The organism is Micromonospora sp. NPDC049497, assembly GCF_044465805.1.
Taxonomy (GTDB): Bacteria; Actinomycetota; Actinomycetes; order Mycobacteriales; family Micromonosporaceae; genus Micromonospora.
This window is the reverse complement of the sequence record NZ_JBITMC010000001.1, coordinates 617,500-631,828: the sequence shown is the minus strand read 5'-3', so window position 1 is coordinate 631,828 and position 14,329 is coordinate 617,500. Positions and strand designations below refer to the sequence as shown.

Below are 14,329 nucleotides of genomic sequence, written 5' to 3'. Positions count from 1 at the left end.
GGCGAGCCCTACCGAGCGGTGGTGAGGGCCAGCCGAACGCCCAGGCCGATGAGGACGGTCCCGGTCAGCGCGTCGACGGCACGTCGTAGGGCTGGTCGGGCCAGCACCCGCCGGAACGCCGCCACCAGGTTCGCCACGGCGACGAACCAGGCGGCGGTGACGACAACCGCCACGGCCGACAGGGCGAGGCTGTCGGTCAGACCGGCGTCGGCCGGGAAGAACTGCGGGAGCAGTGCGACGAAGAAGACCGCCACCTTGGGGTTCAGCACGTTGCACAGCAGGCCCTCACGGAAGGGGACCCACAGCCGGTCGGCACGGCCGGCACCCGGGAGTGGCAGGGCCTCCGGACCACCCGGACGTCGGGCCGCGCGCAACGCGCCCACGCCGAGGAAGACCAGATAGCCGGCGCCGACCACCTTGACCACGGTGAACGCTACGGGAGCCACCTCGAACAGGGCCGCGACGCCGAGGGCCGCCGCGAGCGCCCAGGCGGACACTCCGGCGGCGATCCCGGCCGCCGCGGCCATCCCGTGCGTACGGCCCGAGATCGCGGAGCGCCGGACCACCATCGCGAAGTCCGGTCCCGGCGACATCGCGCCGAGCAGGATGAGGCCGGCGAAGGCCAGCAGGTGGGACACCGAGGTCATGACGCCGAGGCTAGCCGCGCACCGAGGAGGATGACAGACCGGAAGTGAGAGAGTACTTTCGAAAGATGTCTCTCACTAATCCGTACGGGGACTTCGAGATCACCGATCCCCAGGCCCTCCGGGCCCTCGCCCATCCGGTGCGACTGGCGATCCTGGAGCACCTCCAACGGCACGGTCCGGCCACCGCGACCCAGCTCTCCCCGCACGTGGGTGCCACGCCGTCGGTGCTGAGCTGGCACCTGCGGCACCTGGCGTCGTTCGGCCTGGTCAAGGACTGGGACGGAGCGACCAGCAAGCGGGAGCGCTGGTGGCAGGCGGCGGCGCGCGGTTTCCGCTTCAACCTGCCGGACGACCCCGAGGGGCAGAGCGCGGCCCGGCAGTTGGGCGGGGAGATGCTCGCCCGATACGCCGAGCTGCCCCAGCGGTGGCTGATGGACGACGAGCCCCGCCTGGACACCGGGTGGCGACGGCTCGCCCGGACGACGAACACCCGCGTCAGGGTGTCCGCCGACGAGCTGCGGGAGATCGAGGACGCGGTCGAGAAGATCCTCGCCCCGTACGTCCGACGGACGGAACGGGACGCGCCGGCGGACGCCCGTGGCGTACGGATCCTCCGCTACGTCCTGCCCGAGGCGGACGGGACCGACGGGACCGACAAGCCGGCAGAGGCATGAGCGCCACCACCGCCACGACCGCCACCGTCGCGGCGCCGGCCGAGGGGCTCCGGGGCAACCGGCGCTTCCGGACGTTCTGGATCGCCGAGTCGATCTCGCAGGTCGGCGACCGCGTCACCGAGCTGGCCCTGCCGCTGATCGCGGTCACCGTGCTGGCGGCGACGCCCCGGCAGGTGAGCGTGCTGACCGCGCTGATCTGGGCGCCGTACCTGCTCGGGATGGTCGTCGGCGCGTGGGTGGACCGCCGTACCCACAAGCGCCGCCTGCTCGTCGTCGCCGACCTGGTCCGGGCCGGCGTGCTGCTCAGCCTGCCGGTGGCGTACCTGCTCGACGCCGTCACCCTGACCCACCTCTGGGTCGTCGCGCTCCTCACCGGGGCCGGTGCGGTGCTGGCCGGCCTGGCGCACCCGTCGTTCTTCGTGGCCCTCGTGCCGCCGTCGGCCTACCTGGCCGCGACGAGCCGGTTGAGCCTGAGCCGGGCCGGCTCGTCCGTCGCCGGTCCCGCCGTCGGCGGCGCGCTCGTGCAGGCGCTGACCGCCCCGGTGGCGGTCCTCGTCGACGCGGTGTCGTTCCTGGTGTCCGCGCTGCTCGTAGGGCGGATCCGGGTCACCGAGGTCGCGCCGCCGCCGACCCGGTCGTCCACTCTGGCCCTGGTGCGCGACGGATTCCGGCTCGTCCTGCGGCACCCGGTGCTGCGTGCGGCGCTCGGCTGCACCACCACCGTCAACTTCTTCACGATGATGGCCAGCGCGCTGTCGGTCCTGTACGCGAGCCGCGAGCTGCGCCTGTCCGCCGGCACCATCGGTTTCGTCCTCGGCATCGGTGCGGCCGGGGCGCTGGCGGGCGCGGCGCTGGCGCCCCGGGTCTCCCGCGCGATCGGTGTGGGCCGTACCGCGATCGTCGGAGCGGCCCTGTTCCCCGCGCCAATGGCGCTGACGGCCCTGGCCGCGGGCCCGACCTGGGCGAAGGTGACGCTGCTGGCGGGCGCGGGGCTGCTCTCGGGCATCGGTGTGATGCTCATGGACGTCAACCTCAACGCCCTCCTCGCCCGGGTCACCCCGGACGACGCCCGGGGCCGGCGGGCCGGCGCGTACGCCGCGATCAACTACGGCGTACGCCCGGTGGGCGCGCTGGTCGGCGGCGCGCTCGGCACGGTCCTCGGGCTGCGGCCCACCCTGGTCGTGGCCGGCGTGGGCGGGATGCTGGCCGCGCTGTGGCTGGTCGCCTCCCCGGTGCGGCACGTCGCCACGATCGACGACGCGGCACCCGATCAGCCCCCGGCCGAGCGGAGCAGCGCGCGCAGACCGTGACCGTCCTCGACGACCACGTCGGGTGCCAGCGCGGGGTGGGCCGGCTCCCGGTCGGTGCGGGGCGACCGCATGAGGACCACCACGGCGGCACCGGCCCGGCGGGCGCAGGCGACGTCACGGTGCACGCTGTCGCCGACGAACCAGCACTCACCGACCGGCACGCCGACTGCCTCGGCGGCGCGGAGCGCCAGCTCCGGGTTCGGCTTCCGGACGCCGGCCTCGTCGCTGTAGAACTGGGCGGCGAACAGGTCGCCGAGGCCGGCGCCGGCGAGGAAGTCGCGGTGGGCGGCGCCGCACAGCGTGTTGCTGACCACCGCCATCGGCAGGCCTGCGTCGGCGGCGGACCGCAACGCCTCCGGGATGCCGGGTCGCACGGCCCACTCCTCGCGCCACGTCCACGCGTACGCCAGCGGGGTCGCCTCCCGCTCGACGGCGGCCCGCGCGGCCGGCGGCCAGGCCCCGGTCACGAAGTCCGCCCACACCTGGCCGTGGCGCAGCTCGACCGGGTCGCCGGTCCTCCCGACGTCGTCCCGCCACAGGGCGTACGCCCGCGCGCCCTCAGTGAGGTCCCGGGCGATCCGCTCGGGAGGCACCGCGCCCTCGACCAGCCGGGACAGGCGGTCGACCAGCTCAGGCGGTGCGGGCGGCTGCGCGGGCGCGTCCGCCAGGACACCGCCGAAGTCCAGCAGGAGGGCACGGGGTGGGGTCAGCATGCCCCCATCGTCGCTCAACCGTCGGCCAGCAACCGCTCGCCGACGATCTGGCCGTCGCTGTCGCCCCGGCGGGCCAGGAGGGTGGCGGACTGGTGCCGCTGCCCCGGATCGGGCTCCTCGAACCTACCGCAGCCGTCTAGGGGTTCCGGACCGACCTTGATCCACTCGGCTTCACTGAAGTCGGGTTGTCGGAGCGCTCGGGATACCCCGACTTCAATGAAACCGAGCCGACCTTGGCCGCCGCGACCGCCCTCACGTCCGCGACCTCTGCATCGTCCAACGGGGCGGGCGGCACCAGGTACCCGCCAGGACGGGCACAATGGCCGGGTGGCACATCTGGGACTGGTCGCACTGGTGGTGCGCGACTACGACGAGGCGATCTCCTTCTACGTCGACCGGGTCGGCTTCGACCTGATGGAGGACACGCCCCGACCGGACGGTTCGCGCTGGGTGGTGGTCCGGCCCGCCGGTGCTAGGGAGACGGCGTTGCTGCTCGCCCGCGCGTCCACCCCGGAGCAGCACGAACGTGTCGGCGACCAGACCGGTGGCCGGGTCGGCCTGTTCCTGAACACCGACGACTTCGCCCGTGACCACGCACGGATGAGCGCGGCCGGGGTGCGGTTCGTCGAGGAGCCACGCCACGAGGCGTACGGGTCGGTAGCGGTCTTCGAGGACCTGTACGGCAACCGGTGGGACCTGATCCAGCCCCGGGGCTGACCGACGGCGTGGCACCTGACGGATCGGCGACAACGCACGCACCGTACGTGATCATCCTGCACTGCTCGTGTTATTCTCCGGCGTCGATTTGCCGCGTGGACCCCCGAGCGGGTCGTTTCGCCTAAGGACGTCCCCTTCGATGCCGGCCGTTTCCGCCTCCATCCCGGCGCACGCCACGTTGGACACCCCGGCGGGCGGTGCCTTCACCCTCATCTTCACCACGCTGCCGGCGCTGCTCCGGCTCTCCTGCGGGCTGGTCGGTGCGGTGGTGGCCCTGTCGGTGTGGACGCCACCGGTCGCGCCGGCGGTGCTGGTGCCGGCCGTCACGGCGTTGACCGTCTGGTCGGTCTGGTACGCGGCCCGCGCCCTCCGGCACGGCATCTCCGGTCCGCTGGCAGCCGGTGACGTCGTCCTCACCACCGTCACGTGCCTGGCGATCCCGGTGCTGGTGGCGCCCGAGGTGCTGCCCGGCGAGGGGAGCTGGGTCGCCGTCCTGGCCAGCACCACGGTGATCAACGCGCAGGCCACCACGCCCGTACGCTGGTCGGTGCCGGCGGGCCTGCTGGTCACCGGCGCGTACGCCGTCGGTGCGGGGGCCGCCGGCGCCCGGGGCGAGGCGACCGCGCACGCCGCGACGCTGCTGGTGCAGGTGGTCTGCACGGCGGTGATGACCGGGGTGATGCGTCGTCGGATCGCCCGCGCCGACCGCGCCTTCGCCGCCCACCAGCGGCTCACCCGCGAGACGCTGGTCGCCCGCACCGCGCGCGAGGCCGAACGGCAGCAGAACCGGGACCTGCACGACACCGTCCTGGCCACCCTCACCATGGTCGGGTTGGGCGCGGTGAGCGGCCCGTCGGCGGCGCTGCGGGAGCGGTGCGCCGCGGACCTGCGCGCTCTGGGCACGCTGGCGGACGCCCGGTCGACTCCGGAGGGGCCGACGTCGCTGGACGAGCGGATGCGGGCGGTGCTCGCGCGCCTGCCCGAGCTACCGGTCACCGCCGAGCTGGCCCCCTGCGCGGTGCCGGCACCGGTGGCCGACGCCATCGCCGAGAGCGCCCACGCCGCCCTGTCCAACGTGGTCCGGCACGCGCCGGGCGCGACGGCCGCACTGCGTCTGGGCCGGGTCGCCGACACCGTCGTGGTCGAGGTCGCCGACGACGGTCCCGGCTTCGACCCGGCCACCGTCCCGGCCCACCGGTACGGACTGCGCGAGTCGGTACGCGGCCGGATGGCGAGTGTCGGGGGCCGGGCCGACGTCGAGTCCCGACCCGGCGCCGGGACCCGGATCCGGCTGGAGTGGTCCGATGTCGACTGAGACCGACCCGACGACGGCGGGGACCAGGGTCCTGGGCGACGCCGCACCCGTCTCGTACTCCGAGGGCGCGACGGCGGCGCTGGCGGCGCGTACACCCGGGGAGGGCGCGGCCGGGGCGGACGTCGGGGCGGCCGTGGCGAGCGCGTCCGACCGGGGCGCGCGGGTCGTCGCGGTGGTCATCGCCCTGGCCTGGCACACGGCGATCGGCCTGCCGGCGGTGCTGGCCGCCCGCGCGGACCTGGCCGGGCCGACGCTGGTGCTCGCCTGCTGGACTCTGGTGGCGGTGACCGGCGCGATCGCCGGGCTCCGGCTGCTGCGCGGCGAACCGCTGCCCGCGTGGCCGCTGGCCGTACTGCTGCTGGTGGTCGACGCGCTGGTGTTCGCGGCGGCCGGCGACGGTCAGCTGTTCACCGCCGCGAACTGGGTGTGGGGCACACTCGGCTGGTTCTTCGTGCTGGTGCTGTGGGGGCGCCGGGTGACCGGCCTGCTGGTGCTGCTCGCCGCGCACTCGGTGATCGCGCTGGTGGCGGTGCTCGTCCACGGCGCGACCGCGCCCGCCGACCTGGTGCGCTACACGATGTACGTCTACGGCACCTCGTCGCTGCCGGTCGCGGTCTTCGCCGGCAGCGCCGCGATCGCCGCGCTGGCCCGCAACCGGGCCGGCGCGGCCGCGGCGGCGTACGCGCTGGTCGCCGAGCGGGACGCGGCCGAACAGGCCCGGCAGGAGCGTCGGGAACGGCTCGCGCTGGTCAGCGGCACCGCCGAGGAGGTGCTGGCGGAACTGGCCGACGGACGGGCCGACCCGACCGACCCGGCGGTCCGGCGGCGCTGCGTGCTGGCCGCCGCCCGGCTGCGCCGCCTGATCGCCGAGTCCGACGACGTACCGGACCCGCTGCTGCACGAGCTGCGGGCGGCCGCCGACCTGGCCGAGCGCAAGGGCGTCCCGATCGACCTGGTGACGATCGGCACGCCCCCGCCCCTGCCGGTGGAGGTACGCCGCGCGCTGGCCGAACCGCTCACCGCGACGCTGGCCGACGCCCGGGACCGGGCCCGGCTGACCGTCGTCGCCGACGCGGACGAGGTGGTGGTCAGCCTCGTCGTCCCGGACTCCGACGACGACCCGACCGCCGGGCCGGGCACCGACGGGGACCCACGGGTGGAGCACCTCCAGGAGCGGGACGGGGAGATCCGATGGACGCAGACGCGGTGGCGGCGGTGACCGGGGGGCGGTCCATCGGCGTGGCGATCGTGGACGACCACCCGGTGGTCGTCGAGGGCGTCCGCGCCTGGCTGGCCACCGAGCCGCAGCTGACCGTGCTGGCCACCGGCGACGACCCGGACGAGGTGCTGCGGGCCGCTCCGCACGCCGACGTGGTCCTGCTCGACCTGCGCCTGCACGGGCGGATGGTGCTGGACAAGCTCGCCGAGCTGAGTGCCGCGGGGCGCCGGGTGGTGGTCTACTCCGAACACACCGACCCGGCGACGATGCTCGCCGCGCTGGACGCCGGCGCGGTGGCCTTCCTCGCCAAGCACGAGGGACGCGAGCACTGCGTGGCGACCGTGCTGGCCGCCGCCAGCGACCGCCCGTACGTGCCGCCGGCCCTGGCCGGTGCCATCGTCGGTGATCCCCGGCCGGACCGGCCCGCCCTGTCCGACAAGGAGCGGGAGGCGCTGCTGCTGTGGTTCCAGTCCATGTCGAAGGCGTCGGTGGCCCGACGGATGCGGATCAGCGAGCACACCGTCAAGCAGTACGTCGACCGGGCGCGGATCAAGTACACCCGGGCGGGGCGACCGGCTGCCACGAAGGCGGCGCTGCTCGCCCGGGCGATCGAGGACGGCCTAGTCCGGCCGGAGGAGATCGGCACCTACCGGTCGCAGGCGTGGTACGACCGGCCGACCCCCTAACGGCCGTCATGACAGCCAGGCCGGGGTGGGCGAGGCTCGACGGGTAAGGGGCTGAGGGGTGCCCGGGGCCGAGTCCCGGCGCGGGACGTGGTTCCGCCGGCCTCCGCAGAGGTGTCCACACCGGAGGTCGTGACGATGCACGATGACGCGTCCCCCTTCTTCATCGCACCGCACCGCTTCGACGCGCCGGACGACGACGTCGGTCCCGTCCTCGACCGGCGCCACGAGCTGGCCCTGGCGTCGGGCGAGCGGACGATCGGTCGGTACCGGCTGCACGCCGAGGGTCACCTGCTCGACCCCACCGAGGGGTGGCGGTGCTGGAGCCTGCCCGAGCCGGTGGCGGTGAGCGTCACCGACCGGCGGATCGGGTACGCCGGCACCGGCTCGCAGCTGTCCGTGGTCGGCGCGGCCTCCGATCCCCGGCACCGCCGCGCCGTCCGGCTTCCCGGGCTGGTCAGCGGCCAGGTCCGCTGGCAGTGGCCGTCCCGGTTGGAGCTGTCGATGCCCACACCCGACGGCACCGCGCGGCTGCTGGTCGTCTGCGACGCGCTGCGTACCATCCGGCAGCCGGCGCTCGCCCTGACCGGCCCGGCGGACGCGGTCACCGAGCTGGCCCGCCAGGTACGCCGGGCGGTGGCCACCTTCCGGCTCGCCCACCCCGAGCTGGTGGACCTCTCCCCGCCGGAGCGGGACGTCCTGGCGCTGCGTGCCCGGCCGGCGCTCCCCGAGGGTGCCGGCCGGGTCACCCTGCCGGGGTCGCTACCGGTGGAGTTCCGCTCGCGGGACGACTACTACCGGCGGGACCGGATCGAGCGGGCGTGGCCCGGGCCCGAAGCCGGCGCAGCATCCGGGCATCGGTGAACCCGACGGTGCGGGCGGCGGACTCGACCGTCGTCCCGTGCCCGATCAGGTGCTCGGCCCTCTCCACCCGCAACAGCTGCTGGTAGCCGAGCGGCGTCAGGCCGGTGGCCTGGCGGAACAGGCGCGTCAGCGTCCGCTCGGCGACTCCGCCGGCGGCGGCCAGCTCGGCCAGCGGCAGCGGCTCGGCGTACCGGCCGTCGATGAGGTCCTGCACCCGGTGCACCACGTCGGACAGGTGCGAGCGGTGCCGCATCATCGCGCTGGTCTGCTGCTCGTGGCCGTTGCGGCGGGCGTACACCACCAGGGTGCGGGCGATCCGCGCGGCCGTTCCCGGGCCGTGCCGGGTCGCCACCAGGTGCAGCGCCACGTCGATGCCGCTGGCGATGCCCGCCGAGGTGACCACCCGGTCGTCGACCACGTACAGCACGTCCCGGACCACCCGCGCCGCCGGGTGCCGGCGGGCCAGGTCGTCCTGCACGTCGTGGTGCGTCGTGCAGCGCCGGCCGTCGAGCAGTCCGGCCCCGCCGAGGGCGTACGCCCCGGCGCACACGCTCGCGACGGTTCCGCCGGCCGCGTGGTGGGCGGCCAGCCGCCGCAGGTCCTCGGGGCCGACCGGCCCCTGCGGCCCGTGCGCCCGAGGTCGCCATCCGGGTACGACGAGGAGGTCGTCGGGGCTCAGCTCGGGCCACCGGAGGTCGGCCACCACCGGCACGCCCTGCACGGTCGGCACCACCGCACGGTCGGCGACGTAGTGCAGCCGGTAGTCGTACCCGAGGTCGGCGGCGGTGGAGAAGACCTGGGCCGGGCCGGCGAGGTCCAGCAGGTGCAACTGCGGGACCAGCAGGAAGACGACCCGGGCCACGGTCGTCAGACTCCGGCCGGTACCGCGCCGGTCACCTCGGCGACCGTGCGGACGGTGGCGAAGCGGCCGGCGAGGGCGTACTCGGTGCGGGCGATCATGTCCTCCGCCGACAGGGTGCGGGGGTCGGCGAGCATCTCGGCCAGCGTGGCGGTCTCCGGCATGCTCCGGTGCGGCGTCGGGAAGGTCACCGTCGCGTCGGTCACGAACGTCATCTCGTAGCCGAGGTCGCAGCCGACCCGGGTGGTGGTCTCGACGCACTGCTCGGTCCGGATGCCGCAGACTGTCACCTCGCGGATGCCGGCCAGGGTGAGCACCTGCTGGAGGTTGGTGGTGGTGAAGGCGTTGTGCGACGTCTTCACCAGCGTCGGTTCCCCGTCGGCCGGGGCGAGTCCGTCGATGAGGCGCACGTGCCCACCAGCCGGGTCGAAGACGCCTCCGGTGCCCGGCTCGGCGTGCAGGACCCAGACGACCAGGTCACCACGCCCCCGGGCGTACGCCACCAGCCGGTTCACCTGCCCGACGATGTCCGGATGCGAGGCGTGGGCCCAGATCGGGCGCTGCCGGAAGGACTCCTGGACGTCGATCACGACGAGTGCTGCTCTGCTCATGACCGAAATCCTGACCGGACGGCGACCGCCGGACCAGGCACCATCCTGCCGGGATGCGGAACGATCCGGTCACCGGCCGGGTCAGGCCCAGGGGTCCTTGGCGGCGGCACGGCGGCGGACCTCCAACTCGGCGGCCTCCTCCAGGGTGGGCGCGGTGCCGCCGAGGTGGCGCGGCTGCCACCACGCGTCGTCCGGGCCGGCCGGCGAGTCCGGGTACTCCCGCTGGGCCCGGTCGACCAGGGCGGTCAGCCGGGTCTTCAGGTCCGCGGTCATCACGTTCGGGTCCTCGTACGCCGTCGGGTCCATCGGCTCACCGATGATGATGGTGATCGGCACGTGCCGGCGGGTGAGGGTGCGGGGGCGGCCCTTCGTCCACAGCCGCTGCCCACCCCAGAGCGCCACCGGCAGCACCGGCACACCGGCCTGGCTCGCCATCCGGGTCGCGCCGCTCTTCAACTCCTTGACCTGGAACGACCGGCTGATCGTCGCCTCCGGGAAGACACCGACCACCTCGCCGCTCCGCAGCGCGCTGACCGCGGAGGCGAACGACCCCGCGCCGGCCCGCCGGTCCACCGGGATGTGTCGCATGCCCCGCATCAGCGGGCCGGACACCTTGTGCGTGAACACCGACTGCTTCGCCATGAAGCGCACCAGCCGCTTCGACTCCTGCGCGCCCAGCCCGCAGAAGATGAAGTCCAGGTAGCTGACGTGGTTGCTGGCCATGACGGCCCCGCCGGTACGCGGGACGTGGTGGGCGCCCTCGACGGTGATCTTCAGGTCGAGGACCCGGAACATCGCCTTGGCGGCGGCGACGACGGGCGGGTACACGAGTTCCGGCATCCGGCAACTTTACCCCGGGTAAGTTACGGGACCGTAGGGCGAGGCCCTGCCTCGGCGTCACCGACCGCCGGCCGCCCTGGACGGGGACGGCCGGCGGTCGTCGGGCTCAGCCGGCGTGGTTGTGCAGGTTGAGCCGGCCGCGGGCGAACGCGTCCACCCGGCCCCACCGGCCCGGGATGTCCAGGACCTCGATGCGGCCCATGCCGACGGGCAGGCAGGGCGCCACCGCGAGGTGTCCCTCGTGCGGCTCCAGGCCGAGCATCGTCCGCAGCAGCAGCAGCGGGGTGCCGGTGGACCAGGCCTGCGGACTGCACGCCGTCGGGTACTCCACCGGGAACTTGGTCAGCTCCCGCTGGTAGCCGCCGAACGCCTCCGGCAGCCGCCCGTTGAAGAACGTGGCGGCGTCCAGGATGCCGTTAGCGAGGGTGGCGGCCTCCTCACCGAAGCCGTACCGGCGCAGGCCCCAGGCGATGAACGAGTTCTCGAACGGCCAGATCGTGCCGTTGTGGTAGCCGACCGGGTTGTAGCGCACCTCCCCCTCGGCCAGCGTCCGCACGCCCCAACCGGAGAAGAGCCGCGGCCCCACCAGGTGCTGCGCGATCTTCTCGGCGCGATCGTGGTCGACGATGCCGCTCCAGAGCAGGTGCCCGACGTTGGAACTGAGCACGTCGCACTGCCGGCCGTCCGGGTCCAGCGCGAGGGCGTAGTACCCGCCGTCGTCGACCCACCAGTCCCGATTGAACCGCTCCTTGAGCTCCGCCGCCTCCCGCTCCAACTGGTCGGCCAGGGCCGGATCGCCCCAGCACTCCCGAGCCAGCCGGGCCGCACGGACCTTCGCGTCGTATGCGTACCCCTGCACCTCGCAGGTGGCCCGGGGAAACGGCGGCAGCGTGCCGTCCCGGTACGAGATGGAGTCCCAGGAGTCCTTCCAGCACTGGTTCTCCAGGCCGGTGTCGCTGTTGCGCCGCTCGTACCAGATGTAGCCGGTGCCGCCCACCAGGTCGGCGTAGTCGTCGATCCACTTGAGGGCTCGGCGGCACTCCGGCTCCAACTCCTTGGCCAGGGCGATGTCCCCGGTCCACTGCTCGTACTCGTCGAGCAGCACCAGGAACAGCGGCGTGGCGTCCACCGACCCGTAGTACGGCGAGTGCGGCTGCTCCTCGAAGGCGGCCGACTCGCCGTAGCGCATCTCGTGCAGGATCCGGCCCGGGTCCTCGTCCCGGAAGTCGTCGAACCGGGTGCCCTGCAACGCGGCCAGGATCCGCAGCGTCGTCTTCGACAACTCCGGGGTGAACGGCAGCGTCTGGAGGCAGGTGAAGATGCTGTCCCGGCCGAACATGGTCATGAACCAGGGCAGTCCGGCCGCCGGCAGGGTCGCGCCGCCGAGCGAGAGCGGCGAGAAACGCAGCGCCGCCAGGTCGACGAGGCTGCGGCGGTACGTCCTGGCCAACTCCTCGTGCTCGGTGTTGACCTTGGGCGCGGCGGCGAGCCACTCCTCCAGATCCTGCTGGAGGGCGAGTCGTTCGGTGCCGTGCGCGCGCACCCCCATCCGCAGGTCCCGGCCGCCCGGGCCCAGGGCGAAGGTCTGCACGTCGATCTGGGCGTCCCACCGTTCGTTCGGCTCGAGGTGGACGGTGTACGCGAGACCGCGATTGTCGTACCGGGCCGGCTCCTGGGAGGAGATGACGGTCTCCCGCTTGAAGTTGCCCCGGCGGTAGCCCAGACGAAGCCGGTCCGGCTCGACCTCGGTGTAGGTCTCGCCCTTCTTGTTGAGGATCTCGTCCTTCACCTCGAACAGGTCGGCGAAGTCCGCGGCCGCCTCCATCCGGATCTCCAGGTCGACGGGCTTCTCGTCGTGGTTGAGGATGGTCAGCTGCTCGCGGAAGCTTCCCCCCACCGCCCGTTCCCGGATGATCGACACCTTGGCGTCGACGTAGTGGGTCGCCATCCCCGGTACCAGGAAGAAGCGTGCCTCGTAGTACTGCAGGTCGTCGTAGGAGAGCGGAGTGAGGCGCTCCCCGTTGACCGTGAGCACCCAGGTCGAGAGGAAGCGCGTGTCGAGCGAGAAGAGCCCGCTCGGTTCGATCGGCGTCGCCTCGATGTCCCCGGTCTCCTCGGAGACCACGAACGTGCTGCCGTCCAGGATCCGGACGTTGTTCTTCCCGGCCATCAGCCGTCCTCCCTGTCGCCGAATCGCCGGCGGGGGCCTCGGGCCTCCGGGTGACCGGGGAACAGCCGCTCCACCTGTATCAGCAACTGCGCGTCGCCGGAGATCGTCATGTCGCCGCGCAGGATGGCCGCGAGTCCGTGCTCCCGGCCGGCGGCGAGGTCCTCGAACAGGACGGGGCTGGTCCCGACCACCGTGTCCGCCTCCCGGTCCTCCTGGCTCACCTGGAGCCGGCCACGGTCGACGTTCAGCAGCCAGTGCACCGTGCGCGCCCCCTCGTGCAGGTCGAAGCGCAACGTTCCCGAGGACTTCGCCAGCAGAGGCTCAAAGCCCCGCCGGTCCAGGTCCTCGAAGAACCGCATGGTCGCGTCCACCATCGGGTCCCCTCCTCCCGTCGGTCCCGTCCCACCCACCGGTCGTCGTCACACCGCGTGTCGACGTCCGAGCACGGGTCCCCGTCCGGTGCCGGGTCAACCTCGCCCGGATCGGGTGAGTCGCCTCCGCGGAGGTGTCGGTGCAGGGCGGTAGCGTCCGTGAGGAACGTCGACGGTGGGGGTGAGGATGGCCGGGAACGTGCCGGAGGCGGGCCGCACGGGGGTGCTCGCCTACCGGGCTGCCGCACAGGAGTTGCACCGACCGCCCGTGCGCCGGCCCGGTGACCTCGCGGTGCTGGCGCTGGGCGTGCAGGACACGCCGTACGGCTCGGCCCGGCTGGCGCTCGCCGCCCGGGGGGTCACCGACGACGACCGGCTGGAGCTGGTCTGGTCCATGCGCGGCGCCCCGCACCTGCACCGTCGCGCCGGGCTGCCGGCACTCGCCGCCGCCCTGTGGCCGTTCGACGACGCCGACGCCGCGCGTCGCATCAGCGGCCAGATCGGCACCGGGGCCGCACTGGGGCTGGGCGCGTTCGAGGCGGCGGCGCGGGCGTTCGCGCAGGTAGTCACCGGCCCCATGGCCAAGGGCGAGGTGAGCCGCGCGGTCAGCGACCGGGTGCCCGCCGCGCTGACCTACGACTGCGGCCCGTGTCAGGCACGGCACATCTCCGGGTCACTGTTCCAGCAGGCCGGGCTCGCCGGCGGCGTACGCCTGGAGGTGTCCGGCCGCACCACGACGCTCGCGCCGCTGGCCGGCTGGCCGGGGCCGCCCGAAGCGGCGACGGGCACGACGGCGCTCGCGCGGACGGTGCTGCGGCTGCTCGGGCCGGCCACACCGGGCGACGTCGCCGCCTTCCTCGGCACCTCCCCCACCGCGCTCCGGCCGGTCTGGCCGGAGGACCTGGCGGAGGTGCGTGTCGACGGCCGGCGCGCGTGGCTCCCGGCCGAGCAACTGCCGGCGTTGCGGGCCGCCGAGGCACCGGCCGGGGTCCGGCTGCTGCCGCCCGGCGACCCGTTCCTCCAGGCGCGGGACCGGGAGGTGCTGGTGCCGGAGAAGGCTCGACGGTCACAGCTGTGGCGGATGATCGGCAGTCCCGGCGCGGTGCTGGTGGACGGTGACGTCGCCGGCACCTGGCGAGCGAAGCAGGCCGGCCGGGGCGTCCTCGACCTGACGGTCAGCCCGTTCGGCCGGCTACCGGCCCGGGCCCGCCGCCACCTCGACGAGGAGGCCGCGGTGGTGGCGGCAGCGCGCGGCGCCACCGAGACGCGCGTCCACGTCGACGGCCCGTGACCGACGGAAGCCGGCCCTCCGCGTCGGAGAGCCGGCCCCGTCCGC

15 protein-coding genes are annotated in these 14,329 nt (G+C 74.0%); 8 read left to right on the top strand and 7 right to left on the bottom strand.

The genetic code is table 11. From position 1 onward, the window contains the following. Nucleotides 1-8 precede the first annotated feature (8 nt). The gene (locus tag ACIBR0_RS02965) at nt 9-647 is read right to left on the bottom strand and encodes a LysE family translocator (protein WP_396712386.1); all 639 of its coding nucleotides are present in this window, start codon (nt 645-647) and stop codon (nt 9-11) included. A 65-nt stretch (nt 648-712) separates the two neighbouring features. Here ACIBR0_RS02965 and ACIBR0_RS02960 point away from each other — a divergent pair, with 65 nt between their 5' ends. Beyond that, on the top strand, nt 713-1,321 hold the full coding sequence (locus tag ACIBR0_RS02960; RefSeq protein WP_357035469.1) for a helix-turn-helix domain-containing protein: 609 nt from the start codon (nt 713-715) through the stop codon (nt 1,319-1,321). Continuing rightward, entirely contained in the window at nt 1,318-2,631 is a 1,314-nt protein-coding gene (locus ACIBR0_RS02955; protein WP_396712385.1) for an MFS transporter, read from the top strand. The genes ACIBR0_RS02960 and ACIBR0_RS02955 overlap by 4 nt, the downstream gene beginning before the upstream one ends. Here ACIBR0_RS02955 and ACIBR0_RS02950 read toward each other — a convergent pair. Beyond that, nucleotides 2,592-3,344 (bottom strand): HAD family hydrolase, encoded by a 753-nt coding sequence (locus ACIBR0_RS02950; RefSeq protein ID WP_396712384.1) that lies wholly within the window; start codon nt 3,342-3,344, stop codon nt 2,592-2,594. The genes ACIBR0_RS02955 and ACIBR0_RS02950 overlap by 40 nt on opposite strands. A gap of 327 nt (nt 3,345-3,671) precedes the next feature. On the opposite strand from ACIBR0_RS02950, the gene ACIBR0_RS02945 reads away from it, so the two are divergent. The 5 genes from ACIBR0_RS02945 to ACIBR0_RS02925 all read left to right on the top strand — a co-directional run bounded on the left by ACIBR0_RS02945 (nt 3,672) and on the right by ACIBR0_RS02925 (nt 8,142). Continuing rightward, nucleotides 3,672-4,061: a VOC family protein gene (locus ACIBR0_RS02945; RefSeq protein ID WP_396712383.1), complete on the top strand. Its 390-nt coding sequence runs from the start codon at nt 3,672-3,674 to the stop codon at nt 4,059-4,061. Nucleotides 4,062-4,200: 139 nt separating this feature from the next. Next, entirely contained in the window at nt 4,201-5,376 is a 1,176-nt protein-coding gene (locus ACIBR0_RS02940) for a sensor histidine kinase (RefSeq protein WP_396712382.1), read from the top strand. Continuing rightward, nucleotides 5,366-6,595: a hypothetical protein gene (locus tag ACIBR0_RS02935; protein ID WP_396712381.1), complete on the top strand. Its 1,230-nt coding sequence runs from the start codon at nt 5,366-5,368 to the stop codon at nt 6,593-6,595. The genes ACIBR0_RS02940 and ACIBR0_RS02935 overlap by 11 nt, the downstream gene beginning before the upstream one ends. Further along, a complete protein-coding gene (locus ACIBR0_RS02930) occupies nt 6,568-7,281 on the top strand; it encodes a response regulator (protein WP_396712380.1) in 714 nt (237 codons plus the stop codon). The genes ACIBR0_RS02935 and ACIBR0_RS02930 overlap by 28 nt, the downstream gene beginning before the upstream one ends. Before the next feature lie 135 nt (nt 7,282-7,416). Further along, complete coding sequence (locus ACIBR0_RS02925; RefSeq protein WP_396712454.1) at nt 7,417-8,142, top strand: hypothetical protein; 726 nt, start codon at nt 7,417-7,419, stop codon at nt 8,140-8,142. Here ACIBR0_RS02925 and ACIBR0_RS02920 read toward each other — a convergent pair. The 5 genes from ACIBR0_RS02920 to ACIBR0_RS02900 form a co-directional block, all read right to left on the bottom strand. Further along, nucleotides 8,024-9,004, bottom strand: coding sequence for a DJ-1/PfpI family protein (locus ACIBR0_RS02920; protein WP_357036416.1), 981 nt, complete (start codon nt 9,002-9,004; stop codon nt 8,024-8,026). The genes ACIBR0_RS02925 and ACIBR0_RS02920 overlap by 119 nt on opposite strands. A 5-nt stretch (nt 9,005-9,009) precedes the next feature. Further along, nucleotides 9,010-9,612, bottom strand: coding sequence for a cysteine hydrolase family protein (locus ACIBR0_RS02915; RefSeq protein ID WP_396712379.1), 603 nt, complete (start codon nt 9,610-9,612; stop codon nt 9,010-9,012). A gap of 81 nt (nt 9,613-9,693) precedes the next feature. Then, the gene (locus ACIBR0_RS02910) at nt 9,694-10,452 is read right to left on the bottom strand and encodes a lysophospholipid acyltransferase family protein (protein WP_396712378.1); all 759 of its coding nucleotides are present in this window, start codon (nt 10,450-10,452) and stop codon (nt 9,694-9,696) included. 106 nt (nt 10,453-10,558) lie between these two features. Beyond that, complete coding sequence (locus tag ACIBR0_RS02905) at nt 10,559-12,622, bottom strand: glycogen debranching N-terminal domain-containing protein (RefSeq protein WP_396712377.1); 2,064 nt, start codon at nt 12,620-12,622, stop codon at nt 10,559-10,561. Beyond that, complete coding sequence (locus tag ACIBR0_RS02900) at nt 12,622-12,996, bottom strand: SCP2 sterol-binding domain-containing protein (RefSeq protein WP_396712376.1); 375 nt, start codon at nt 12,994-12,996, stop codon at nt 12,622-12,624. Before ACIBR0_RS02900 ends, ACIBR0_RS02905 begins: the two co-directional genes overlap by 1 nt. 184 nt (nt 12,997-13,180) lie before the next feature. On the opposite strand from ACIBR0_RS02900, the gene ACIBR0_RS02895 reads away from it, so the two are divergent. Continuing rightward, a complete protein-coding gene (locus ACIBR0_RS02895; protein WP_396712375.1) occupies nt 13,181-14,284 on the top strand; it encodes a DNA glycosylase AlkZ-like family protein in 1,104 nt (367 codons plus the stop codon). The last annotated feature ends 45 nt before the right edge of the window (nt 14,285-14,329 follow it).